The following is a 25503-nucleotide window of genomic DNA, read 5'->3' as shown; positions in this document are numbered from 1 at the left end:
TACCGATCCAATAGCCCGGAGGTCCTCATGAAGCGACTCCTTTTGGCGCTTGCACTCACCGCGTCGGTTGCGGGCGCGGGAGACACAGGCATCAACGTTCCCTTATACCCGGTTCACGCTGCCGAACGGCCTCACGGTCATCCTGCACGAGGACCACACCACCCCGACCGTGGCCGTGAATGTGTACTATCATGTCGGCTCCGGCCGCGAAAAGCCCGCCGCACCGGGTTCGCCCACCTCTTCGACACATCATGTTCGAAGGCTCCGGCCATGTGCCGGAAGAAGTACGACCATTGGCTCAAGATGGCGGGCGGCGACAACAATGGCTCGACCAGCTCCGACCGCACCAACTACTGGGTCAACGTCCCGTCAATGCGCTCGAACTCGCCTTGTTCGTGGAGTCGGACCGCATGGGATTACCTGCTGGATGCGATGTCGCCCGCAAAGTGGACGGCCAGCGCGATGTTGTGAAGAACGAACGCCGGCAGTCGTATGAGAACCACCCGTATGGCATGTCCTCGATCCTCATCGACGAGAAACCTGTATCCGGACGACCATCCGTATCACTGGCCGACCATCGGCTCCATGGAAGACCTGTCCGCGGCGAGCTTCGACGACGTCGTGCATTTCTTCAAGAACTCTGGCCCCAACAATGCGAGCCTGAGCGTCGGGGGCGACATCGACCCGGTGAAGACCCGTGCACTCAGCGAGAAATGGTTCAGCGACATTCCGGCGGGTCCGCCCGTGCCGCCTCCCGGCGCACCGGTGGCGTTCCTCGGCACGGAGAAGCGGCTCGTCCTCGAGGACAAGGTGCAGCTCCCGCGGCTGTATATGGCATGGCACTCGCCGGCCATCTTCACCCCGGGCGATGCCGAGTGGATATCGTGGCGAACGTTCTCGCCGGCGGGAAGAACTCCCGGCTCTACAAACGCTCGTGTACGAACTCCAGATCGCGCAGGACGTGAGCGCGTATCAGGGCTCGGCCCACCTCGGTTCCAGCCTTTCCAGATCGTGTCCACGCCGCGCGCGGCCACACGCTGGCCGAAGTGGAGAAAGTGATCACGGAAGAGCTGCACCGGCTGTTGCAGGAAGGCGTGGCGCAGCGCGACTCGACCGTGCCGTGAACCAGTACGAAGCGGGCTTCCTCCGCCGTCTGGAATCCGTGGGAGGGTTCGGCGGCAAGGTGGACCGGCTCAACAACTATCTCACCGAAACCGGTAAACCCTGACTACTTCAACGAGGACCTTGCACGGTACCGTGCTGGATCCGGGCGATGTCCGTTCCGCCGCACAGACGGTATCTGCGCGACGACAATCGCGTTGTGCTGAGCGTGATACCGTAAAGGCAAACCTGAGCCGGCTCGCCGGCCCGGAAGGAGGCGAAGTGATCATGAGAACCATCCTGCGTAGTCTTGTCACAGGCATTCTCATCGCCGGACTCTGCCACCGTTGCTCATGCACAGAAACCCGACCGGAGTGGCCCGCCGAAGCCCGGCCCCACACCGTCGTTCACCATGCCGCGGTTCGGAGAAGTTCACGCTCTCCAACGGCCTGCAGGTCGCTCCTCGAGAGGCACCAGGTGCCGCTCGTCCAGGTGACCCTGTCGTCCGCACCGGCTCCGGCGATGGACCCGGCGGACGGAAGCCGGCCTCGCCTCCATGACCAGCGCCATGATGATGGAAGGGGCCGGCACGCCGGACGCTCTCCAGCTTGCCGATGCCATCGATTCTCGGTGCACAGATCGGCGTGTCGGCGGGGATGCCCACCTCGTCCGTGTCGATGGTGCGCCCGTCTCGAAACTCGATGCGCCGCGTTCGCGTTGCAGGCCGACGTTGCGCTGCGTCCCGCGTTCGCGCAGAACGGAACTCGACTGCAAGCGAGAGGAAGTCGCGGCTGACCACGCTCGTGCAGTGGCGCGACGAGCCGCGGTCGCTCGCGTCGGTGACGTTCAACCGCTCGGTGTATGGGACCGGGCATCCCTACGGCGTGCCGGTGACCGGCGATGAAGCCTCCATCCGCGCAATGAAGGTGGAGGACCTCCGTCATTCCACACGCAGTACTTTCCGCCGGCGAATGCCTTCGTTATCGTTGTCGGCGATGACCGTTGCGCAGATGAAGGAGAAGCTGAGAAGGCGTTCGGTGCATGGCGAGGGAACGCGGCAGCCGCGCCGGCATTGCCGCCCATCGTGCAGGTCGAGAAGCGGGCCATCACCATTGTGGACAAACCGGGCGCGCCGCAGACCGAGATCCGTATCGGCCCGCGTGGGTGCGGCGCGCACGACGGAGTGACTGCCCTACGCCATCACGGTGATGAACACCATCCTCGGCGGCTCGTTCAGCTCGCGCCTCAATCAGAATCTGCCGTGAGGAGCATGGCGGGTACGCGTACGGTGCCGGCTCATCGTTCGGGTTCCGCGTCCTGCCCGGCCGTTCCTTGCGGCCTCGGGCGTGCAGTCCACGGTCACGGATTCCGGCGCTGCTCGAGTTCATGAAGATGCGGGGATCAACGCAGGTGCCTGAAGCGGAGCTGGATCGTGCGAAGAACTACGTGCGCTCGGGTTCCCGGCGGAGTTCCAGACCGTGGCGACGTGGCGGACAAGCTGGAGGAGATGGTGATCTACGATCTCCCGGCCGATTACTCTCGCAGTATGTGCGCCGCATCCAGCGGTGACCGCCGCCGATGTGCAGCGTGTGGCGAAGCGCTATATCGACCCCGCGAAGATGTCGATCGTGCTGGTGGGCGACCGTGCGACCATCGAGGCGAAGATCGCGGCGTTGAAGCTGGCCCCGATCACCAACCTGACGGTCGAGGATGTGCTCGGCAAGGCGCCCGTCGTTGAAGGGATGAAGTGGCAGCGAAGCGTTCCCATGATGCCGGTGCGGGGCTGCGCGCTCTGCACCGGCATATCATTGCATGCCGGCGCTGTCCGCGGCTGGTGGCGTGGAGAGAGCTGACCTCGAAGGAGAAGAAGCGCAAGTACACGAGCGAGGAGTACTGGGGGAAGCCGTTGCCCGGGTTCGGGGATCCCGCGGCGCGTGTGTTGCTGGTGGGACTTGCTCCTGCCGCGCACGGCGGGAACAGGACAGGGCGGATGTTCACCGGGGACGAGAGCGGGTCGTGGCTTGCGCGCGCCCTCCATGAGACCGGGTTCGCGAACCAGCCGGAGTCGGTGGGTGTGGACGACAGGTTGACACTGCAGGACTGCTACATCGTTGCCGCATTACGTTGTGCCCCGCCTGCCAACAAGCCGTTGCCGGAAGAGATCCTCATGTGCCGTTCGTTCCTGCTGGACGAGATCCGGTTGCTGACGAACGTGCGTGGTTGTGGGGTTGGGGAAGATCGGGTTTGAGGCGGGGTTGAAGGCGTTCAAAAGAGATGGGGCTTATCACGTACAAGGCCATGCCGAAGTTCGGGCACGGGGTTGTGTATCGGCTCGGGGACTACGTCTTCATGGGAACGTATCACCCTTCGCAACAGAATACGTTCACGGGAAAGCTCACCCGGCCGATGCTGCGGGATGTGTTCCGCAGAAGGCCGCAAGTTGCGGTAATATTTGAATGCGTGATTCACCGCCCTACAAACATCTGATACGGCATCGTGGCATGTGGGGATGGTCATGCACCGCCCCCACGTGATCTTCAAAGTCGAGACGTATCCGGAACGTCGTACCTGCCCAAGAGCACTCTGGCGCACGAAGAGTTTGCCCTTGTGGTATTCCTCGATGATGCGCTTGGCGAGCGTAAGGCCGAGACCCCAGCCGCGCTTCTTGGTGCTGTAGCCCGGGCGGAAGATCTCCTTGTGGAGTTTCGGGTCGATGCCCTTCCCGGTGTCCGAGACATCGATGTACACCCGCCCGTTCACGCGCGAGAGCGCGAAGCCGATCTTCCCATCGCTCCCTTCCATCGCATCCAGCGCATTCTTCATCAGGTTCTCGATCACCCACTCGAACAGCTCGCGGTTGATCCGCGCCGTGAACGTCCCCGGCGTCTCGATCACGAGCTCCACCCGCTTGCCGGAGCGCGGGATGCGCTTCGCGATGTAGCCGATCACGCCTTCGATCACCTCGTTGATGTTCTCTTCCTTGAGGTTCGGCGTGGAGCCGATCTTGGAGAAGCGCGCCGCCACCTTGTTCAGCCGCGAGACATCGTGCTCCATCTCGCTCACCGTCTCCACGATGCGCGGAGAGCTGGCCGCATCCAGGCGGAGCCGTTCCATCCATCCCATGAGGCTGGAGAGCGGCGTGCCGAGCTGGTGGGCGGTCTCCTTCGCCATGCCGACCCAGATATTGCTCTGTTCGCTCCGCTTGATGTAGCTGAAGCCGATGTAGGCGATGAGGATGAAGACCATCGCGATGGCGAGTTCGCTCACCGGGAGCCAGCGGAGTTGCCGGATCAGGTCGGATTCGCCGTAGTGCACATAGTTCACGACCAGGGTATCGTTGATCGCCACGCGGATCGGGTGGTTCTGCTCGTCCATTGCGGTGATGAGCCGCGCGAAGAGCGCGTCCTTCGCTTCCGGTGTGAGCCCCGCGGTGTCGATGTTCTTGAAGTACTGCATGGTGTTCAGGGTATCGGTGAGCACCATGGGGAAGTCGATCGCGCGGATCACTTCGAAGGCGAAGGTGAGGTCGCCGGCGTTCGGGTCGTTGCTGGCGACATACTCCAGCGAGCGCGCATAGAGGGCGACGATCTCCCGTTCGCGCGTGAGGAGCTGGTCGGTGATGCGCTGCGAGAAGAGCAGGAGGGCGATGACAAAGGCCGATGCGAGGACCAGCAGGAGGATGCGGAAATTACCTGCGCGTCCGATCGGGAGTCCTGTTGCGGGCATGCTCACCGAGATAAAGCCCCGTCCGTGGTAGCGGCGTTCCTGAGGCCAGAAACAGCGACCGGAGTCGCGGCGCGGCCCCACGGAGACGAGCCAGAGCGGAGCGCCGGTATAGCGCGCCAGGGCGGTCAGGTACGCCTTCGCCTGCCGCGGGAGTTCCTCATACGTTGTCGCGCCGGCGGTCGGTGTCTTCCACCCTTCGAACGATTCATACAATGGCCGCACGCCTTCGAGCGTCCGCACATCCGACGGGAAGGAGCGGAGGCGTCTGCCTGCCACCTCGTAGCCCGTGCACATCCGCACCTCGTCGAAACCGTCGAGCACGTCGAGTTTGGTGACGACCAGTTTGCTGATCCCGTTGATGCGTGTGGAGTACTGCATCGCGACCGCATCGTACCAGCCGCAGCGGCGCGGGCGTCCGGTGGTGGCGCCGAACTCATGGCCGGATTCACGCAACCGCGTACCCGTGGCGTCGTTGAGCTCGGTCGGGAACGGCCCGTCGCCCACGCGTGTACAATACGCTTTGGCCACCCCGATCACATCGGTGACGGCGGTGGGCGGAATGCCGAGTCCGGTGCAAGCGCCGCCGGAGGTCGGGTTGGAGGATGTGACGAACGGATAGGTGCCATGGTCGACATCCAGCAGAGCGCCCTGGGCACCTTCCGCGATCACGCGCTTCCCGTCGCGCAGCACCTGCCACAGATACAGCGACGTGTCGGTGATGTACTCGTCGATCTTCTGATCGAATTCCTGGTATTCATTGATGATGGCATCCACGTCGATCTTCGTTTCGCCGTAGACCTTCGTGAGGATCTGGTTCTTCTCCTCGATGTTCGCCTTCAGCTTGCGCGCGAGCGTATCGCGGTCGAGGAGGTCCACGATGCGGATGCCTGCCCGCATGAACTTGTCGATGTACGCCGGCCCGATGCCGCGCCCGGTGGTGCCGATGCGCGCGCTGGTCTGCTCGCGGATCACATCGAGCTGTTTGTGGTACGGCATGATCAGGTGGGCGTTATGGCTGATGAGCAGGCGGCCTTCCACGCGGATGCCGGCCGCTTCCAGCTGTCCGATCTCTCCCATGAGGGCGGCGGGGTCGATGACGACGCCGTTGCCGATGACGCAAATGCAGGATTCATGGAACATCCCGGAGGGGAGGAGGTGCAGGACGTACTGCTTGTCGCCGATGCACACGGTATGGCCCGGCATTGGCGCCGCCCTGGTAGCGGGCGACGACATCGGCCTTTTCCGCGAGCATGTCAACGACCTTACCTTTGCCTTCATCGCCCCACTGGGCGCCGAGGATGATCTGAACAGGCATGATGGTTCACCCTACAATGGAGAAACAAGGGGCAAAAAAAACTCCGGCCCCGCACAGGGAAGGGCCGGAGGCGTGACGGGCAGGACCCGTCACTTCGTGAAACTTATCACGGCATCGTCCACCGAGGCGAACGATTCGAACACCGGTCCGAGCCGGGTGATCTTGATCAGCGCGGTGATCTTCTCCGATGCGCAGGCCAATTTGAGTCCGCCGCCGGCATTCTTGAGAAGACTTGCACCACCGATCAGGAGTCCGAGTCCCGAACTGTTGATGAACTCGACGCCCTTCAGGTCCACGACCACCTGCTTGCGGCCTGCATCGACCAGCTCATGCAGCTTGCTGTTCAACGCGGTGGCATCGGGGCCGCCCATCAGGTTGCCTTCCAGGTGGACGGCGGTCACGCTGCCATGTTCACTCACCGAGGACTTCATAGGCTTCTCCGCGTGGTGGAACGACTCAATCGATGAGCTTCGCATCCTTGCGTGTGCGCAGCGACCATTCGAGGACGACCGCGCTTGCCATGTAGATCGACGAATACGTACCGGTGACGATGCCAATGGTGAGCGCGAACGAGAACCCGCGGATCACCTCGCCGCCGAAGATCAGCATCACGACGAGCACGATGAAGATCGTGCCGGATGTGATGATGGTGCGGCTCAGGGTCTCGTTCAGACTCTTGTTGATCAGATCCGTCAGCGGCATGCTGCGGAAGATCTTCTGGTTCTCGCGGATACGGTCGAAGATCACGACGGTGTCGTTCACCGAGAGGCCGACGAGGGTCAGGAACGCCGCGACCATGTTCTGCGAGATCTCGAGGTTGAAGACACCGTCGAAGATCGAGATCATGCCGAGGGTTACCAGGACGTCGTGGAACAGCGCGACCACCGCGCCAACGCCGTAGGTGAACTTGAACCGGAACCCGATGTAGAGCCAGATCGCGATGAGAGATGCGACGATCGCATACATCGCGTTCGTCCGCAGCTCCGCGCCGATCTTCGGCCCGATCTTGTCTTCCTTGAGCACCGTGTACGGGTTCGACGGGAACTGTTCTTTCAGCGCGCCCTGCATCTTATCGCCGATCACATTCCCTTCCGCCTGCTCGACCGTCCGCACGAGGATGTCGCGCGGGCTGCCGAAGGTCTTGATCTCGGAACGGCCGAGGCCGACGCGGTCCATCGCTGACCGTACATCACCGATCTGAACAGGTTCGGTGAACTGGACGATGAGTTCTGTGCCGCCGAGGAAATCGATGCCGTAGTCGACACCTTTGATGAAGAGGGACACCATCCCGATGAGGATGACGCTGAGGGAGACCATGTACCAGGTCTTCCGCATCTTCATGAAATCGATGTTCGTTTTGCCGAACAGACGCATTACTGAGATCTCCCGAGTAGTCGATTAACCGAAGGAAACTTTTGATCCGTATTTGTCTGTCAGCATGTTGAAGATCATGCGCGTGATGTAGATGGCGCTGAACATACTGGCGACGATACCGATCATCAGGGTAAGTGCAAAGCCCTGGACCGGACCGGAGCCGAACTGGAACAGAATGACACCTGAGATGAAGGTCGTCAGGTTCGAGTCGAAGATGGCGCTGAACGCCTTCTCATAGCCCGCATCGATCGCGGCGCGGAGCGTCTTGCCCGTGGCGGCTTCTTCGCGGATACGCTCGTAGATCAGCACGTTCGCGTCCACCGCCACCGCCAGCGTCAGGATGATACCCGCGATGCCGGGGAGGGTGAGCGTGCCCTGGAACGCTGCGAGGACGGCCACCAGGAACAGGAGGCAGAACACCACCGCAACGTCGGCGACCATGCCACCGGTCCGGTAGTAGACCGCCATGAAGATGATGGTCAGGACCGTTGCCAGCACGGACGAGAAGATGCCCGTACGGATCGAATCTTCGCCCAGTGACGGTCCGATGGACCTCTGTTCGATGATCTCGACGGGAGCGGGGAGGGCGCCGGCCTTCAGGACGATCTCGAGGAGGCGTGCCTCGTCGAGGTTGTCCATGCCTTCGATCTGGGAATGGCCGCCGGTGATCTTGCCGCGCACCACCGGTGCGGAGAACACGGCGTCATCCAGGACGATCGCGATGCGCTTGCCGATGTTGGCGCCCGTGATCTGTCCCCACTGCCGTGAGCCTTCGCTGTTCATTTCCATCGTCACGACCGGCTGATTGAAGCCCGGATCGAGGGTGGCGCGCGCATTGGTGATCACGCCGCCGGTCAGTTCCGCATTCCGCTTCACGGGGTACAGCGTATAGAATTTCTTGCCGTCCTCGACCGGACGCGCCTTGGCGCTCCACACGAACTGCACATCGTTGGGGATCGCGCGCTGCACGCTTTCGATCTCCAGCCAGCGCCGGATCTTGTCGCGGTTCTCTTCCTGGACCATGGCTTCGCCCGGATACTGCGGGTTCACCAGGGCGACGGTGAAGAAGGGGTGTTTCCGGGAGAACTGGGCGGCGGTCATCTCCCCTTCGGGGGTCGAGATCTTCGTCGTGTCGTCCGCGGCCGCGAAGGTCGCGGTCGTATCGGTGGTGTCGGTCGTTGCTGCCGCGATCGCGAGGTCCACGGCGGTCATGATACGGTAGGCGACCTCGGGTTCTTTGAGCAGCTTGAATTCGAGGAGTGCGGTTCCCTGCAGCAGGGAGCGGACTTCGGCTTCTTTGCTGACGCCCGGAAGTTCAACGTTGATGCGGGTGCCGCCGAGTTTCTGGATCACGGGTTCGGACACGCCGTACTGGTCGACGCGGTTGCCGACGATCTCCATGCCGCGGTCGATCGCCTTCTTCGCCTCGTCCTCCAGATATGCCGCGATCTTGTCGTTGTCGTCCCGCAGGCTGCCGTAGTACCGGCTCATGCGGATCTGACGCTCTTCGAACTTGCGGCGGAGGATGACCACGGGGGACTCGTCGGAACGGCGGGTCTCTTCGCGGACCTCTTTCATGATCTGGGTGTAGACCTCGTCTCTATTCTTACCGAGGTCTTCGATAAGCTTGAGGACGTTGACCTCGAGGACGACGCGCATGCCGCCCTGCAGGTCGAGGCCCAGCTTGACCCGCTTTGCGCGGTTCTCGCGGATCTCGGCATCATGCTTCTCGAGGTACGCCAGACTGTCCGCACCACGTAACCCGGCCAACTCCTTGCGCATCTCACTATCCTTGTACGTCGGGTACAGGAAGTACATCGCAAGGGCCACTGCGGCCAGAGTGATGAGTATCGGTGTTTTGTACTTGTTGAGCACTGCAACCTCCGGGGGAAAGCGTTCGGGGACTCGTAATGAAGCCCATAAATATACGAGCAACCCCCCGAAAAGTCAATAAAAATGATTGCTTTTCCGGCGCACTTGCCGTATATTTTCAAGCATATCACGTGTATTCCCGTTTCAAGGAGCTCGTTTCTCCCTATGCCTATCATGACCCGCATGCGTGACAGCATGCCTTACGTTCTGTTCGGACTCCTCATCGCGTTCGTCATCACCATCGTCTTCGAATGGGGGATGGACTACCTCGGCATGCGCGGAGGCCAGTCCGATGTCATCGGATCCATCAACGGTACCGAAATCAAGTACACACAGTTCACGGAACTCGTGAAGCAACTCTCGGACAATCAGAAGGCGCAGAGCGGCACGGAGCCTGATGAGAACCAGATGGTTCAGATCCGCGAACAGGTGTGGGACAATCTGGTGACCCAGCACCTCGTCGAGGCAGAGGTCCAGCGCCTCGGACTGACCGTGACGGATCAGGAGCTCGTGGAGTGGGTGCGCGGCGACAATCCGCCCGAGGACCTGAAGAGGAACTTCACCGACTCGACGGGCCAGTTCCGCCGCGACGTGTTCGAGCAGTTCCTTGCGAACCCGAACCAGTTCATTCAGGACCCCGAAGGCCGCGACCAGGAATTCGGATCGAAGTGGCTCAAGCAGTATGAGTCCAACCTCCGCCAGCGCCGCGTGCAGGAAAAGCTCCAGAGCGTCATCCTTGCCTCGGTCCGCGTCAGCGAAGGCGAACTCCAGCAGCGCTACAACGATCAGACCCGCCGGTACAGCGTCCTCTATGCTCCGTTCGATGCCGGCGCACTCGTGCCCGACGCCGACGTGCAGGTGACCGATACCGACATCAAGACCTACTACGACGAGAACCTCGATCAGTACAAGGTTGAGCCGACCCGCAAGCTCCAGTACGTGCTCTTCCTCGAGAAACCGTCGGCCAGCGACTCGTCGATGCGGAAGCAGGACATCGATGACGCGGCGAAGAAGGCCGCCGAGGGTGCGGACTTCATCGAGCTCGTGAACACGTTCACCGGCAAGCCGGACAGCGGTGCATGGTTCCGCCACGGCGAACTGAGCACGGTGCTCGATGGCGTGGTGTTTGGCGCCCCGAAAGGCTCGGTCGTCGGGCCGGTGCAGGACCAGGACGGCTTCCATCTGGTGAAGGTCCTCGACCAGCGCCAGGGCAAGGAAGATTTCGTGCATGCAAGCCATATCCTGCTCTCCTTCGAGCAGGGCGGCGATACCGCACAGATCTATGCGCTCGCGAAGACCCTGATGCGCGAGATCCAGTCGGGCAAGGACTTCGTCATCCTGGCGCGGCAGTACTCGAAAGACTTCGGGTCGGCGCAGCGCGGCGGCGATATGGGCTGGTTCGGCAAGAACCGCATGGTGCCGGAGTTCGAGAAGGCCGCGTTCGGCGCAAAGCCCGGACAGGTGGTCGGCCCCATCCGCACCCCGTATGGCCTCCATATCATCAAGGTCCACGCACGCGACGCGCGTGAACTGAAGCTGTCGCATCTCGCGATCAAGATCGAGACGAGCAGCCAGACGAAGAACGAATTGTTCGACCGCGCCAAGGACTTCGCGTTCAACTCCCGCGAGACGTCGTTCGGCCCCGAAGCACAGCAGATGGGCTTCGAGGTGAAGGACGCGCAGATCCAGGAGAAGAGCGCGGTGATCCCCGGCATCGGCGTGCATCAGGGCGTGACCCGCTGGGCCTTCAAGTCCAAGGTGGGCGATGTGAGCGAGCCGTACACGATCCCCGGAGGCTATGCGGTCCTGACGGTCGCCGAGATCAAGGACGCGGGCGTCCGTCCGCTGGATGAACTGAAGGATGCCATCCGTCCGCTCGCGCTGCGCGAGAAGAAGATCGCGAAGACGAAGGTGATGGCGGATGAGGTGCGTGCGAAGCTGGCACAGGGCGACAGCCTGCGCAAGGTCACGTCGATCAACCCGGCGATCCCCGTGCAGGAGATCCCGTCGTTCACGCTCGGTGGCATGGTCCCCGGCGTTGGCCGCGAGCCGTCGTTCCTCGGAACGGTCGCCTCGCTGCAGCCCGGACAGATCTCGCCGGTGGTGAAGAATACGCGCGGCGCGTTCCTGGTCCAGTTGCTCACCGTGACGCCGTTCGATTCGTCCGCGTACAATATGCAGCGCGATATGATCAAGTCGCGCCTGCTGCAGGAGAAGAGGAACCGCTTCCTCTCTGACTGGCTGACCTCGCTCAAAGAGAAGGCGGATATTGAAGACCACCGGGATCAGTTCTTCCGCTGAGACCCGCCTGTGAGGGAAGGGTGAAGCGATGCGGGTCATTCGTTCACTGCTTCTTGACAATGGTTGTGTGCTCCTGCCCGTTCCTGTACGGAACGGCGCAGGAGCGCGCGTTTTCAGTCGTCCTCAAGGGGAATCTCTCGACGCTCGGGCATCTCTTCCTGAACCCCTACGCATCCGATCCGGTGGCACGCTCCCGGTCCACGTCGTTCACGGATGTCTTCGGCTACGGCGCCGAGCTGCGCTACCGCATCCCGGGCTCGATGCTCTCCGTGGGCGTCTCCGCCGACCGCATCATCAGCAGCGCAACGCAGGATGTTCGCGTGGGGAGCCGGCCGCACCGTACCGGAAGAGGACGGGTACTGGCTCGTGCCCGTGGAAGTGACGGGATACTTTCACATCCCGATCACGGACGGCGCGTTCGGTGTGTTCATGGGTGCAGGTGCGGGGATGTACTTTGGCGAACGGCGGTATGTGCTCGCCGGTGCCTCTGCCGCATCGACGGCATCACGCACGGGGTACGGCATCCATGTCCTCGGTGGCGTCCACTACCGGTTCACCGAGGCGTTCTCGCTGTCCGCGGAATTGAAATTCCGCGATGCGCAGTTCGAAGCGGTCAACGCTTTCGCAACGCCGTCCGTCCGCTATGGCGCTACCCAGGTCACACTCCCCGGCAAGCCATTGGAGTCACGCATTCATTCGGATGGGATGGTCATTCAGCTTGGAGCAGCATACAGTTTCTGACGATACTCCCCGGGGCATCCGCTCCCGCTTCGACACGGTCATCGGCGAACACCACATCGGTGGCCGTTCCTTCCGGATCCTGACCGTGCGCGATCCCAACGTCCTGCTCGACGCCGTTACCCCCGCCACGTTCGCCATCGATGAACGCCTGCCGTACTGGGCCGAGCTCTGGACCTCCGCGCTCGTCCTTGCGGAACGGTGCCTCACATCGCCGGACCTCGCGGGGAAGCGTGTGCTCGATCTCGGATGCGGCCTCGGGCTCACCGGCATCTGCGCCGCTGCTGCCGGTGCACGCGTGCTTCTCTCGGATTACGAAGCCGATGCGATGGCCTTTGCCGAATGGAACGCGCATGAGAACCTGACGCCGGAACAATTCGCGCGTTGCTCGTTCCGCACCGGCGACTGGCGCGCGCCGGAGGAGTTCGGTTCCTGCGATGTCGTGCTCGGTGCGGACATCGTGTATGAACGGCGCAACTTCATCCCGCTCCTCGCGTGCCTCCGTGCAACGGTCAGCGCCGGTGGCGAAGCCTGGCTTGCCGAACCCGACCGCACCCTTGGCCAGGATTTCTTTGCGCTGGCGGCGAAGGACGGCTGGCGCGTGGACCTCGATGTGCGCACCGTTGAACGCCGCGGCAGGACCTCCACCGTGCGCATCGCACGCCTCCGCCCCGCAGGTGAAGCATGACCACGGATCTGCGTCCGCGGAGGGGCAGGATCTTCCTCACCGGGTTCATGGGGTGCGGCAAGAGCACCATCGGCCCGATCCTGGCGAACTCCATCGGCTATCAGTTCTCGGACCTCGACCGGCTCATCGAACAGCGGAACGACAAGTCCGTGAAGCGCCTCTTCGAGGAGGACGGCGAACAGTACTTCCGCGGCGAAGAGTTCGCGGTGCTGGAAGAACTCGCCACGCGCGATAAGATGGTGGTCGCGCTCGGTGGCGGTACGCTGGCGGAACCCGCGGCGTTCGAGAGCATCGCCCGTTCCGGGATCCTCATCTATTTGAAGGTGCCGCCGGAGGAGCTCCTCAAGCGCCTCCAGTACAAGACCGATCGTCCGCTCCTCATGGACGAGAGCGGGAACCGTCTCCCCGAGGCAGCCCTGCGCGAACGAATGATGGCCCTGTTCACCAGGCGGGAACCGCTGTACGAGCGGGCGGATATCATCGTGTTCGCGGACGAGCAGCGGTTGGGCCTGACGGTGGACCATCTGGTACGGATGCTCATGCCCGTCCTGAAATGAGCCCTCCTTGCGTCTGGCAGCCGGCATATCTATATTGATTCCAGAGCCTTATGACCACATTCACTGAAGAATACCTTGATGCGCTCCTCGCAACGTTCGCGGGGAAGCGGATCGCCGTCCTCGGCGACCTGATGGTCGACCGTTACACCTGGGGCACCGTGCGCCGCGTTTCCCCCGAGGCGCCCGTTCCCGTCGTCGAGGTCGAATCGGAATCCGCACGCCTCGGCGGTGCGGCGAACGTTGCGAACAACATCCATGCGCTCGGCGGTGTGCCGATCCTGGTCGGATTGATCGGGAATGACCATACCGGCGAAATGCTTGTCGATCTGGTGCGCGAGCAGGGGTTCCCCACGCACGGCATCATCCGGGACGCTGCCCGGCCAACAACGATCAAGACCCGCGTCATCGCGCAGAGCCAGCATGTGGTGCGCATCGACAACGAATCGAAAATGCCGTGCGCCCCTGCGTTGCGCATAGCGATGATGGATGTCCTGCGGGCAGAGATCGCGCGGCTGGACGGCATCGTGCTGGAAGACTATAATAAGGGTGTCCTGAGCAAGGAGCTGATCGAAGAGGTGATCGCCCTTGCGCGTGCGAACAAGGTGCCGGTCACCGTGGACCCGAAGTTCGACAACTTCCTGGAGTACAGGAATGTGACCGTGTTCAAGCCGAACCGCCGCGAAGCGGAAGAGGCCCTGGGCGGCCGGCTCACGACCGTCCAGGATATCGAACGTGCCGGCAGGCAGCTGCTCGATGTGCTCCGCGCAGAGAATGTGCTGCTCACGCGCGGCGAGGACGGGATGTCGCTGTTCGAGTCGGATGGCACCATCACGCACACGCCGACCATTGCCACGAACGTACAGGACGTTTCCGGCGCGGGCGATACGGTGATCGCCACGCTCACCATGGCGCTGGCGGGCGGGGCGACGATGCGGGAAGCCTGTACCCTGGCGAACTGCGCGAGCGGCGTGGTTGTTGGAGCAGTAGGGATCGTCCCGGTCCGTCCGGACGAACTCCGTGCGTCGGCACTCATATTTACACGACAGGGAGGGAAGCACTGATGGGCGTGATCCTCTCCACGGTGGCCATGCAGCGCATGCGTCACACGCTGAAGAAGAAGCGGAAGACCGTGGTCTTCACCAACGGGACCTTCGATATCCTCCATCGCGGGCATGTGGCGTACCTGCAGGCGGCGCGGAAACTGGGCGACGTGCTGATCGTTGGGTTGAACACCGACGCCTCCATCCGCCGCATCAAAGGGCCGAAGCGCCCGATCAATCCCAACCGCGACCGTGCCGAAGTGCTGGCCGCGCTGGGCTGTGTCGACTATGTTGTGCTGTTCGGGGATGATACGCCCGAGCGGCTGATCCGTACATTGATACCGGATGTGCTTGTGAAAGGTGCTGACTGGAAGAAGGGTGAGATCGTTGGCGGCGACATCGTGGAAGCCCATGGCGGTTCGGTCCGCCGCATCCGTCTCACCAAAGGCCGGTCCACCACGAATGTCATTCAACGTGTCCTCGATGTGTACCATGGCCCGACGGATCCGGCACCTGCACGGTGATCGATGAAGACGCTGAAACGCATACTGCGCATCGCTCTGTATGCGGCGGGGGGGATCGTCCTTCTCCTCCTCGTGGTGGCCGGATTGACGCAGACGCAGGTGTTCCGCGACCGTCTGCGTTCCTTTGCCCTCGCTGAACTCGATTCCGCACTCATCGCGAAGGTCTCGCTCGGCGAGATCCATGGCAACCTCGTCACCGGATTCCAGATCGACGGGATGTCGATGACGCTCGACGGCGATACGATCGTCAGCACCTCGCACCTCGATCTGCGGTACGACCTCTTTGAGATCCCCGGCAAGACCATTGCCATTCACCACCTCGCGCTCGACCGTCCGGTGGTGCGCCTGCTCCGGTCCCACAACGGGAGCTGGAACATCGGCCGCATCGCCCGTCCCACCGACGACGATACCACCACGTCCCGTTTCGACTGGGCGATCATGGTCAAGAGTCTCGAGCTCCGGAACGGCATGGTGGTGATCGTGGATTCGACGACACTGGTGCACGCGGTCGATCCCGACCGCCCCCTCCATGCCGTGGACTACGACGAAATATTCCTGGACAACTTCTGGCTGGCCCTGTCGTTCTCCTCGCAGAAGGAAGTGCACAAGGCCGATATTGCGAGCCTCCGCTTCGATGTGCGTGGCACGCCGATCCACCTGCATGAGCTGTCCGGCAAGTTCCAGGCATCGCCGCGCGGCGCGCGTGCATCCGATGTGCGGATCAGGACGGACAGTTCCGATGTGCGGCTGCAGGCGTTGATGGAAGGAGCGGACATCCTCGGCGGGGCCGCACTGGCGGAGATGCAGTACTGCTCCACCATGGTGGACCTGAGCATCGAGCCGCTGAACTTCCGCGAGCTCGGGCAGGTGCTGCCTCCGACGGCGTTCCTGAACGGCACCATCCGCGGTCATCTCAGGGCGGCCGGGCTTTTCGGCGCCTTGCCGGTAACGGGGCTCGACCTGAAGTTCGGGCGCAGCGAGCTCCACCTCGATGGCGTGGTGAAGAACCTGCACACGCCGGAGCACCTGGCCCTCGATGTGCGCATGCGGGAGAGCGTCATCGACCCGGCGGATCCGCTCGCATTGATGCCGTCGTTCTCGCTGCCGGACCTCCGGCCGCTGGGAATGACGCACCTCACGGTGGAGTTTCGCGGCACGCCTCTCGACTTCCGCACGAAGCTGGCGCTGGAGACCGAGGCCGGTGCGGTGCGCACCGAGGACTTCGCCCTCACGATCGGCGGCCCACGTAAACTGCGGTACCGCGGGACCGTGGCCGTGGAGGCATTCGACCTCGGCCGCGCGCTCGAACGTCCGGGGTTGGCATCGCGCCTGAACGGTACGATCGAACTCGAGGGCGCTGGCGTCGATCTGCGGCGGATCCTGGGGACCATGCATGCCAAGCTCGACTCGTCCACGTTCCGCGGCTTCGCCGTACGGAACGCCGATATGCAGGTCCGCGCCCGCGACAGGAAAGTGGATGCTGTGCTGCAGCTCGGGATCAGTGCCGCCGAGTATCATCTGAACGCCGTCCTCGATGAAGGGGCGCAGCCGGTGCCCACCTTCGCACTGAACGGCGATGCCACGGGTGTGGATCTCGCCGAACTCACGGGCGAAGCGCGGCATCAGAGTTCGCTCAACATGGCACTCGAGTTGAACGGGCATGGCCTGACCCTGGAGACCCTCGGCGGCGACTTCCATGTCGGTGTCACCGATTCGCGGTATGGCGACTACCCGATGGAGGATGGGGATGTGCACATCGTGCTCGACCAATCCGACAGCAGTGCGAAGACCTTCACGATCACCTCGCCGGCACTGGATGCATCGGTGACGGGCCGGTTCGATATCGCGAACCTGGCGAAGCTGGTCCGGTTCCAGGTGAACAACACGGCGCAGGCGGTGAAGGAGAACTTCGCCAGCTTCGATTCGACGTTCCAGTTCGATGTGGACACCGTTGCGTTGACGGCGCTCCGCAAGCGCCTGGAATCCGACCGGCAGCCGGTGGATTGCAAGTACGACCTGCATGTGAAGGACCTGCAGCTGGTCTCGCGGGTGGTGGGGGAGCGCAGCTTCGACGGCATGGCCGATCTCGAAGGGACGCTGCAGGGGGACATCACCGGGCTCACCACGTCGACCCGTCTCGGCGTCACGGAATTCTACTACGGCGATGCCAGTTCCGGGCTGCTCGTGGAAGGCGGCTCGGTGCTCGTGCAGGCCGCCGACATCGGCCCGTACCGCAATTATGCGGACGCGGACATCCATGTGGTATCGGAGGCGCGGCGGCTGGATATCAGCGGCACGGAGCTGGACAGCGCCAGTGTGGACATCCATCTCAAGAACCGCCATCTCAGCTATCTGCTCAACGGTGCGCTGAACCGGGACTCCCGTGCGCACACGACGGGTGAAGCGCGGCTGAAGGGCGACTCGATCCTCTGCACGGTCTCGAGTTTCACCATCGCGCATCGCGATTTCCGGTGGGATGCCGAGCCCGGGGCGCGGATGACGATCGGCACCGACCATATCACCGTCGGCGATATGTTGCTGCACCGCGGGAATGCACTCGTAAAGGTCGACGGCCGGATCGGGGTGAACGGCATGCTGGATGCCCGCGCGCGCGGGACGCACCTCGACCTCGGGGACCTGGATTATGTGTTGCCGGAGTCGGAGCAACCCTCGACGGAACATGCGTTCGCCGGGATCATGGATGCAGACATGACGCTGGGCGGGAAGCTCGCGCTTCCGACCTTTTCGGCGCGCGTGGAGGCGGACAGCATCGCGCTGCGCGGCATTTCATTCGGAAAGGTGAGCGGTACCATCGGCTATGGCAACGATGTGCTCGACCTGTCGGTGAAGGCGGATGTGACGAACGGCCGGGTGCCCGACGGCCCGGAGCTCATCGCCGAAGGTTCGATCCCGTTGATCTCGGACGACAGCGAGCCGCTGGATGACCAGCGGCAGTTCCGGCTGACCATTCGCTCGGCGGGGACGCCCATCGCGATCCTGGACCCGTTGTTGCCGAACTTCAACGACCTCTCGGGGATGCTGGAATGCGATCTGACCCTGGGCGGGACGGCGGAGCATCCGCGCTACGCGGGCGATCTGAAGCTCACGGAAGGCCAGTTCCTGTTCGAGCCGAACAACATGTACTACATCCTCGATGGAACGTTCCACGCATCGGGTGAGCGTATCGCCGTCACGCAGGCGACCCTGCGGAACGTCGCCGCCGATGAGGGGAAGGGAGAGAAGGGGATCGTGCACCTCGGGGGCGACTTCGCGCTGCGGAACTTCACGCCCGGCGATTTCAATCTTACCGCGACCGGAACCCTGCATGCGGTGAAAGAAGCCACGCGGAAGTCCTCGCTGGAAATGTACGGTGACCTGTTCGTCGAGATCGGTCAGGGCGGGCTCAAGTTCACCGGGAACATCGACCGGTCGCTGATCAAGGGGCGGGTGCTGATCCGCAACTCCAATCTCATCTTCCCGCCCACGCAGCAGGTGGTGGTGAAAGAGTCGGCGTTGTCCGTGCCGATCATCATCTACGACGATACCTCGAAGTACGGGGAGAAGGCCGTGCTGTCGGCGGCGGACCGGTACTTTGCGGGCGCCCGCTCTGCGGGGGCGATGCATGCGGCGGAGAACATCGAGGGGACGGTGTCGTTCATGGATGGCCTGCGGTACGATCTGGACATCGATGCGACCGGTGGGACGACGGGCATCCGCATGATCTTCAATCCGATCTCGAGCGAAGAGCTCGTGGCGAACATCGACGGGCGGTTCTCGATCACCGAAGACGGCCGGTGGTGGCTGGGCGATCTGGCGATCTCCCGTGCGTACTACAGCTTCTACCGGAGGTTCGATGCGGAAGGGCGCATCAACTTCACCGGGCCGTTCATGAATCCGGAGCTGGACATCCGCGCGACGTACAAGGGCGCGCGTGCGGTGATCGATACGCTGGGCAACCGTGAGGAGCGTGTGGTCGTGACCGTGGACATCAGGGGGCCGCGGCAGTCGCCGCGCCTGGTGATGAACATGACCATCGACGACGTCGACTATGCGTCGTACCGCGGGCTCAAGTCCAACGATGTGCAATCCGATGCCATCGGGTTCATCATTTATGGGTCGTTCCCGTTGACCGTTGCCGAGCGCGGCGAGATGTCCGCGGAGGTCGGGAATACCCTCACCAAATCCGTGCTGACGGGTGCGTCGTCGCTGCTCACCGGAACGTTGTCCGAGTTCCTGCGGGCGCAGACGGGCATCATCAATCAGGTCGAGCTGAACTGGAACACCAGGGGCGGTCCCGGCGAGACCGCGGACATCCGATTGAGCGGGCAGGCGTGGAACGGCTACTGGCGGTACGGCGGCCAGATCCTCGACGATCCTTTGGGGAACGCCAACTTCAGCGTCCTGTACTCCTTCGGCAGCATCTTCAACACTCCCACGCTCCGGAATCTCATGATGGAGCTCGAGAGCAAGGTAGAGCGCGGGACCTTCGGACAGGCCAACGACCTTAAGCGGACCAACTCCGCACGTCTCTTCTATAGATTCTCATTCTGAAATTCATTCTCTGAAAGGGATGCGCATTGCGCGATCTCAAAAAACAGGTGATGGCTCATTTTGCCGGTCATCCCCGCACACGTATCACCCTCAAGGACCTCGCAAGGAAATTGAAGGTGAATGGCAAGGAACAATACCAGGACCTCCGCACACTGATCGATGACCTCGAACGGAAGGGGACTGTGGATGCTGATGACCGCGGCCGGTTCGGCTATGTGGTCCAGCGCAAGAAGAGCGCACAGGCACAGCCGCGCGTCCTGACCGGCAGGCTCATGGTCACGCGCCGCGGCCTCGGGTTCGTGCGCGTGGAGGGGGTCGAGAAGGACATCCGCATCGCGCCGAAGTTCCAGCACACGGCGCTTTCCGGCGACCTCGTGGAGGTCTCGCTCTTTGCGCGGCCGCGGACCCAGCGTCGCGACGAAGGGCCGGAAGGCGAGATCGTACGCGTCGTGGAGCGGACCGTCACGCGCATCACCGGGCGCATGGAGCAGCGGAAGGATTTCGCGTTCGTGATCCCGGATGATATGCGCATCTCGCGGGACATCTACGTGACCGCGGAAGAAGCCCGCAAGGCGAAGCCGGGCGACAAGGTGGTGGTGGAGCTCGAGCCCTGGGAGGATGAGCATCTCAATCCTGAAGGCACGATCGTCGAAGTGCTCGGCCCCTCCGGCGACGTGCGCGTTGAAGTGCTCAGCGTGGCGCGGAGTTTCGGCCTTCCGCCGTCATTCCCTGACGATGTGGAACATGCCGCGGCATCACTGCCCGGCACCATCCCCGCGGCGGAGATCGCACGGCGGCTGGACCTGCGGAACACGGTGTGCTTCACCATCGACCCGATCGACGCCAAGGACTTCGACGACGCGTTGTCGTGCGAGGACCTCGGGGACGGCATGTTCCGTCTCGGCGTGCATATCGCCGACGTGAGCCACTATGTGACCGAAGGGTCGGTGATCGACGGCGAAGCGTACACGCGCGGGACGAGCGTGTATCTCGTGAACGAAGTGGTGCCGATGCTGCCGGAACGGTTGTCGAACGATCTGTGCAGTCTGCGGCCGGCCACCGACCGCCTCACGTACAGCGTGATGATGGATGTGACAGCGGACGGGAAGGTGGAGAAATATGAATTCGCCCGTTCGGTGATCCACAGCAAGCGGCGCTTCGCATATGAAGAGGCGCAGGCGATCATGGAAGCGGGAAAGGGTGAGTTCGTTCAGGAACTGTTGCGGCTCCGGACGCTCGCCCGTGCGCTGTACAAGCGCCGGCACAAGAACGGGAGTCTGGATTTCGAGACGCCGGAAGCGAAGTTCACATTCGACGCGCAGGGGTTCCCGGACAAGATCGTCCGGAAGGAGCGCCTGGATGCGCATCGCCTCGTGGAAGAGTGCATGCTGCTCGCGAACAAGATCGTTGCCGCGCACATCTCGCACCTGAAAGTGCCCGGGGGTGCGGCGCCGTTCATCTATCGTGTGCATGATCTGCCGAACCCCGAACGGCTGGCGGACCTCGGGAAATTCGTCAAGCAGTTCGGTTTCTCTCTGGATGTGAAGAGCGGTGTGAGCTCGCGGGAGCTGCAAAAACTGCTGGACCAGGTGAAGGGGAGCGAGGTGGAGGATGTCATCAACGAAGTGGCCCTGCGGTCCATGGCCAAGGCCGTGTATTCCGAGAAGAACATCGGCCACTTCGGGCTCGCATTCAAGCATTACACGCATTTCACCTCGCCGATCCGCCGGTATCCGGACCTGATCGTGCACCGGCTTCTGGCGGAGTACACCAGCCAGATGTCCGCGGAGCGGCTGAACGAGCTGCACGGGACCCTGCCGGACATTGCCCGGCAGTCCTCGGAGCGGGAGCGTGTGGCGGTGGATGCGGAACGGGCATCGGTGAAGGTGATGCAGATCGAGTACATGAAACGCCATATCGGCGACGAATTCGACGGCGTGATCACCGGGGTCATGGAATTCGGGCTGTTCGTGGAATTGCGCGACCTGCTGATCCAGGGGCTCGTGCACGTCCGCGAGCTGGACGATGACTATTATATGTACGATGAACGCCAGTATGCCCTCCGGGGGCGGTCGCGCGGGCGCCAATACAGGCTGGGGGACCACATCCGGGTACGCACGGTAAGCGTGGATCCGGAGCACCGGGAGCTCAATCTGGCGATCGTGCCGGTCCCGAAGCCCCGGCGGAACTTTTGACACAGCGGGTGGTTTTGTATATTAAAGAGGCAACCAAAGGTGGGAAGATGACTCAGCGTGTGAGGAGAATCGCGGGTGTGCTGGCCCTGGTGGCCGTGCTGGGCACGGCCGCTGTGGCGCAACCCGATAACTTCGGGAAGAACAAGGTCCAGTACAAGCATTTCACCTGGTCCTTCATTCAGTCCGATCACTTCGATATCTATTTTGCCGGCGATGGTGAAGCGCTTGCGCAGTTCACGGCGATGGCGGCGGAATCCGCCTATGCGTCGATCAGCACCCTCTTCCGGTATCAGCTCGTGAACCGCGTCCCGTTCGTCATCTATAACTCGCATAACGAGTTCCAGCAGACGAACGTCATCAGCGAGTACATGGAAGAAGGGATCGGCGGCGTGACCGAGCTCTTCAAGAACCGTGTCGTGGTCCCCTATGAAGGGGATTACGGCAAGTTCCGCCACGTCATCCACCATGAACTCGTGCATGCCGTGATGAACGACATGTTCTACGGCGGCAGCATCCAGTCGATCATCTCGAACAACATCTCGCTGCAGCTCCCGTTGTGGTTCAGCGAGGGGCTGGCGGAATACGCGGCGCTCAAGTGGGACACGGATTCCGACATGTTCCTGCGCGATGCCACCGTGCATGAATACCTTCCGCCCATCAATCAGTTGTACGGATACTTCGCCTACCGCGGCGGGCAGTCGGTCTTCTATTATATCGCCCGCAAGTACGGCGAGCAGAAGATCGGCGAGATGCTGAACAAGATCAAGAGCGCCCGGAATGTGGAGCAGGGCATGCGCTCGTCCATCGGCCTCACGGTGGAAGAGTTGTCCGAGCGCTGGCAGAAGGACCAGAAGGTGACCTACTGGCCGGACATCGCACGGCGGGAGGATCCGGGTGATTATGCGCGCCGGCTGACCAATCACAAGAAGGAAGGCGGGTTCTACAACACCAGTCCGGCGATCTCGCCCCAGGGCGACCGGGTGGCGTTCATCTCGAACCGGAACGACTTCTTCGATGTGTTCGTCATGGACGCCGTGGACGGCAAGGACCTGGAGAAGATCGTTGACGGACAGCAGACGAACAACTTCGAGGAGTTGCATCTGCTGACGCCGGGGATCGGGTGGTCGCCCGATGGGAAGCGTCTCGCGATCGCGACGAAGGCCGGTGAGCGCGATGCGATCATGCTGGTGGACGTGAAGAGCGGCGAGATGGAGAAGCTGACCTTCGATCTCGAGGGGATCTTCTCCGTGGACTGGTCGCCGAAGGGCGACAGGCTCGCGTTCGTCGGGAACACCGCACGGCAATCGGACATCTACACGTACGACCTGGCCACGCGCGAACTCATCAACCTCACCAATGACGTGTACAGCGACGAGCAGCCCTGCTGGTCGGCGGATGGCAGCACGATCTTCTTCTCTTCCGACCGGGCGAGTGCGGAAGGTGCCACAGCGGACGCGTACGTGATGCTGCTGCGCCATCAATTGGACCTGTTCAAGATCGATGTGGCGGGGAAGAGCGTCACGCGGCTGACGGACTGGATGGAAAGCGGCGAGACCTCGCCGGTCGCTTCGCCGGATGGCAAGAAGGTACTGTTCGTCTCGGACCACAACGGCATCAACAACATCTATGAATTGACGATCGCATCGGGCGTGATCCGGCCGCTGACCAATTCCCTCAGCGGCGTGTATCAGTTATCGCTGTCGGCGGATGGCTCGAAGCTTGCGTTCTCGTCGCTGAACCAGTCCGGGTTCGACATCTTCGTGATGCGGAGTCCGTTCGAGCGTGACCTCAAGATCGCGCAGGTCGAACCGACCGTGTTCCGGAAGGTGGGGGATGTCCCGGCCCCGGCAAAGGACACGACGGCGGTTGCGGCGAAGGCCGTGGCGCAGGATCCTCCCGGAACCGCAGCGCCGGATACTGCCGGAGCACCGGTGCGGGACTCTCTCGGGACCGCAGTGCAGGTGGCCGCGGTGACCGCGGACACGCTTGCGCCGGCCCCGAAGGACACGAGCGGCCTGTACGGTCAGGACATCCAGCTGGACTTCTCGAACTATGTCTTTGCGGAACCCCGGGCCGAGATGGTGCCGAAGGATTCGTCCTTGGCCCGTCTTCCGCGCATCGCGGGGAACATGACGGAGGACGGGAAGTTCCGGGTGAACAAGTACAAGTTGAACTTCTCGCCGGACATCGTGTACGGCAATGCCGGGTACGACACGTTCTATGGCGTGACGGGCTCCACGATCATGGCGTTCAGCGACATGCTGGGCGACCACCAGATCGTTTTTGCGACGAACCTGTTGCTGGACCTGAAGAACAGCGACTACGCGCTGCAGTACTACTATCTGCCGAACCGTTGGGACTTCGGGTTCGGCGGGTTCCACAGTGCGCGCTTCGTGATCGTCAACGACGTGTACGGCGGGAGCCTGTACCGCTTCCGTACGTACGGTGCGAACGTGATGGCGCTGTATCCGTTCGACCGGTATCGCCGGTTGGAGATGGGATTGAGCTGGTTCAATATTTCCCGTGAGAATCTGGACGTATCCTCGGACCCGGCACAGTCGCGCAGCGTTGTCGTGCCGAGCATCAGCTACACCCACGACACCTCGCTGTGGGGGCTGCTGAATCCGGTTGCGGGATCGCGTTATCGGTTCGACCTGTACGGGACGCCGAAGCTCGGGGCGAATGGGCTGAGTTTCGTGAACGTGACGGGGGACTACCGGACCTACCTGCGTCTGGGGCGTGGCTACAGTATCGCGCTCCGTCTGGCGGGTGGCGGGAGCTTCGGGAAGAATCCGCAGAAGTACATCATTGGCGGTGTGGACAACTGGATCAACCACACGTTCGAGGGCGGCTACATCCCGCTGGAGAATGCGGAGGATTACATCTTCCTGCAGGCGGGCCTGCCGTTGCGTGGCCACAATTACAATGCGGCGATCGGCTCCAAGTACACGCTGTTCAATTTCGAGCTCCGGTACCCGTTGTTCGCGTTCCTCCAGGCGGGTCCGCTCCCGCTCGGGCTTCAGAGCCTGGGCGGCGTGATGTTCTTCGATATGGGAAGTGCGTGGAACAAGGAGCGCAACTACGTGGCGTTCACGAAGAACGAGAATGGTGCGACGGTGACGCGGGACCTTCTGATGGGGATGGGAACCGGTACGCGGATCTTCTTCCTGGCGTTCCTGCTCCGGCTCGATGTGGCGTGGGCATGGGACTACAACTCGTTCTCGCCGCCGAAGTATTATTTCTCGTTAGGCCTGGACTTCTAAACGAAAGGAAGAAGGTAGAAGGAAGAAAGAGAGCATGGAACGCGCTCCGGCATTTTCTTCCTTTTACCTTCTTCCTTCTTTTTGCCGCTGATCCCTTCTGCCTTGTCCCCTCTATCCTGTCCCCTACACCGTTCCTCCTGCCCCTTTCCTCCTCTACCTTTCCCCCTTCCTCCGCTTCCGTTCCTCCTGCACCTTTCCTCCACTCCCTTTCTCCTCTCCCTTTTCCCCCTTGCCTCTTCCCGTCTCCCTTCGATCATT

Annotated in this window: 16 protein-coding genes and 3 pseudogenes; 13 read left to right on the top strand and 6 right to left on the bottom strand. The window is 62.4% G+C overall.

Annotation, left to right across the window (positions count from 1 at the left end):
• The first annotated feature begins 507 nt into the window (after positions 1-507).
• From IPI01_13040 to IPI01_13025, 4 genes and pseudogenes are all read left to right on the top strand, one after another.
• Positions 508-1059: an insulinase family protein gene (locus tag IPI01_13040; GenBank protein MBK7258697.1), complete on the top strand. Its 552-nt coding sequence runs from the start codon at positions 508-510 to the stop codon at positions 1057-1059.
• 656 nt (positions 1060-1715) lie between these two features.
• A complete protein-coding gene (locus IPI01_13035) occupies positions 1716-2288 on the top strand; it encodes an insulinase family protein (protein ID MBK7258696.1) in 573 nt (190 codons plus the stop codon).
• A gap of 378 nt (positions 2289-2666) precedes the next feature.
• Positions 2667-2954 carry a hypothetical protein gene (locus IPI01_13030; protein ID MBK7258695.1) on the top strand — a complete coding sequence of 96 codons (288 nt, stop codon included), beginning with the start codon at positions 2667-2669 and terminating at the stop codon, positions 2952-2954.
• A pseudogene (locus tag IPI01_13025) lies at positions 2885-3588 on the top strand (uracil-DNA glycosylase). Before IPI01_13030 ends, IPI01_13025 begins: the two are co-directional and overlap by 70 nt.
• A 90-nt stretch (positions 3589-3678) precedes the next feature.
• On the opposite strand, the pseudogene IPI01_13020 reads toward IPI01_13025, so the two are convergent.
• From IPI01_13020 to secD, 5 genes and pseudogenes are all read right to left on the bottom strand, one after another.
• Positions 3679-4827: pseudogene (locus IPI01_13020) on the bottom strand (HAMP domain-containing histidine kinase).
• A 63-nt stretch (positions 4828-4890) separates the two neighbouring features.
• Positions 4891-6142, bottom strand: a pseudogene (locus IPI01_13015) (adenylosuccinate synthase).
• 89 nt (positions 6143-6231) lie between these two features.
• The gene (locus IPI01_13010; protein ID MBK7258694.1) at positions 6232-6573 is read right to left on the bottom strand and encodes an STAS domain-containing protein; all 342 of its coding nucleotides are present in this window, start codon (positions 6571-6573) and stop codon (positions 6232-6234) included.
• A gap of 25 nt (positions 6574-6598) precedes the next feature.
• The gene (secF, locus tag IPI01_13005) at positions 6599-7516 is read right to left on the bottom strand and encodes a protein translocase subunit SecF (GenBank protein ID MBK7258693.1); all 918 of its coding nucleotides are present in this window, start codon (positions 7514-7516) and stop codon (positions 6599-6601) included.
• A gap of 24 nt (positions 7517-7540) precedes the next feature.
• Complete coding sequence (gene secD, locus IPI01_13000) at positions 7541-9334, bottom strand: protein translocase subunit SecD (GenBank protein MBK7258692.1); 1794 nt, start codon at positions 9332-9334, stop codon at positions 7541-7543.
• Positions 9335-9553: 219 nt separating this feature from the next.
• Here secD and IPI01_12995 point away from each other — a divergent pair, with 219 nt between their 5' ends.
• The 9 genes from IPI01_12995 (at position 9554) to IPI01_12955 (ending at position 25245) form a co-directional block, all read left to right on the top strand.
• Positions 9554-11689, top strand: coding sequence for a peptidylprolyl isomerase (locus IPI01_12995; protein MBK7258691.1), 2136 nt, complete (start codon positions 9554-9556; stop codon positions 11687-11689).
• Positions 11690-12001: 312 nt separating this feature from the next.
• Positions 12002-12430, top strand: a complete 429-nt coding sequence (locus tag IPI01_12990) for a hypothetical protein (protein MBK7258690.1) — start codon at positions 12002-12004, stop codon at positions 12428-12430.
• Entirely contained in the window at positions 12408-13115 is a 708-nt protein-coding gene (locus IPI01_12985) for a methyltransferase domain-containing protein (protein ID MBK7258689.1), read from the top strand. The genes IPI01_12990 and IPI01_12985 overlap by 23 nt, the downstream gene beginning before the upstream one ends.
• Complete coding sequence (locus tag IPI01_12980; protein MBK7258688.1) at positions 13112-13672, top strand: shikimate kinase; 561 nt, start codon at positions 13112-13114, stop codon at positions 13670-13672. Before IPI01_12985 ends, IPI01_12980 begins: the two co-directional genes overlap by 4 nt.
• Before the next feature lie 50 nt (positions 13673-13722).
• Entirely contained in the window at positions 13723-14733 is a 1011-nt protein-coding gene (rfaE1, locus tag IPI01_12975; GenBank protein ID MBK7258687.1) for a D-glycero-beta-D-manno-heptose-7-phosphate kinase, read from the top strand.
• Positions 14733-15236 (top strand): D-glycero-beta-D-manno-heptose 1-phosphate adenylyltransferase, encoded by a 504-nt coding sequence (rfaE2, locus tag IPI01_12970; protein ID MBK7258686.1) that lies wholly within the window; start codon positions 14733-14735, stop codon positions 15234-15236. The genes rfaE1 and rfaE2 overlap by 1 nt, the downstream gene beginning before the upstream one ends.
• Before the next feature lie 3 nt (positions 15237-15239).
• A complete protein-coding gene (locus tag IPI01_12965) occupies positions 15240-19787 on the top strand; it encodes a translocation/assembly module TamB domain-containing protein (GenBank protein ID MBK7258685.1) in 4548 nt (1515 codons plus the stop codon).
• Positions 19788-19813: 26 nt separating this feature from the next.
• Positions 19814-21982, top strand: coding sequence for a ribonuclease R (gene rnr, locus IPI01_12960; GenBank protein MBK7258684.1), 2169 nt, complete (start codon positions 19814-19816; stop codon positions 21980-21982).
• Between the two features lie 47 nt (positions 21983-22029).
• On the top strand, positions 22030-25245 hold the full coding sequence (locus IPI01_12955) for a PD40 domain-containing protein (GenBank protein ID MBK7258683.1): 3216 nt from the start codon (positions 22030-22032) through the stop codon (positions 25243-25245).
• On the opposite strand, the gene IPI01_12950 is transcribed toward IPI01_12955, so the two are convergent.
• Positions 25242-25502, bottom strand: coding sequence for a hypothetical protein (locus IPI01_12950; GenBank protein ID MBK7258682.1), 261 nt, complete (start codon positions 25500-25502; stop codon positions 25242-25244). The genes IPI01_12955 and IPI01_12950 overlap by 4 nt on opposite strands.
• Position 25503: the final 1 nt, after the last annotated feature.

This window comes from Ignavibacteriota bacterium (assembly GCA_016707525.1).
Classification (GTDB): Bacteria; Bacteroidota; Ignavibacteria; order UBA10030; family UBA6906; genus JAGDMK01.
The sequence above is the reverse complement of the archived record's forward strand: the minus strand, read 5'-3'. Positions and strand labels throughout refer to the sequence as shown.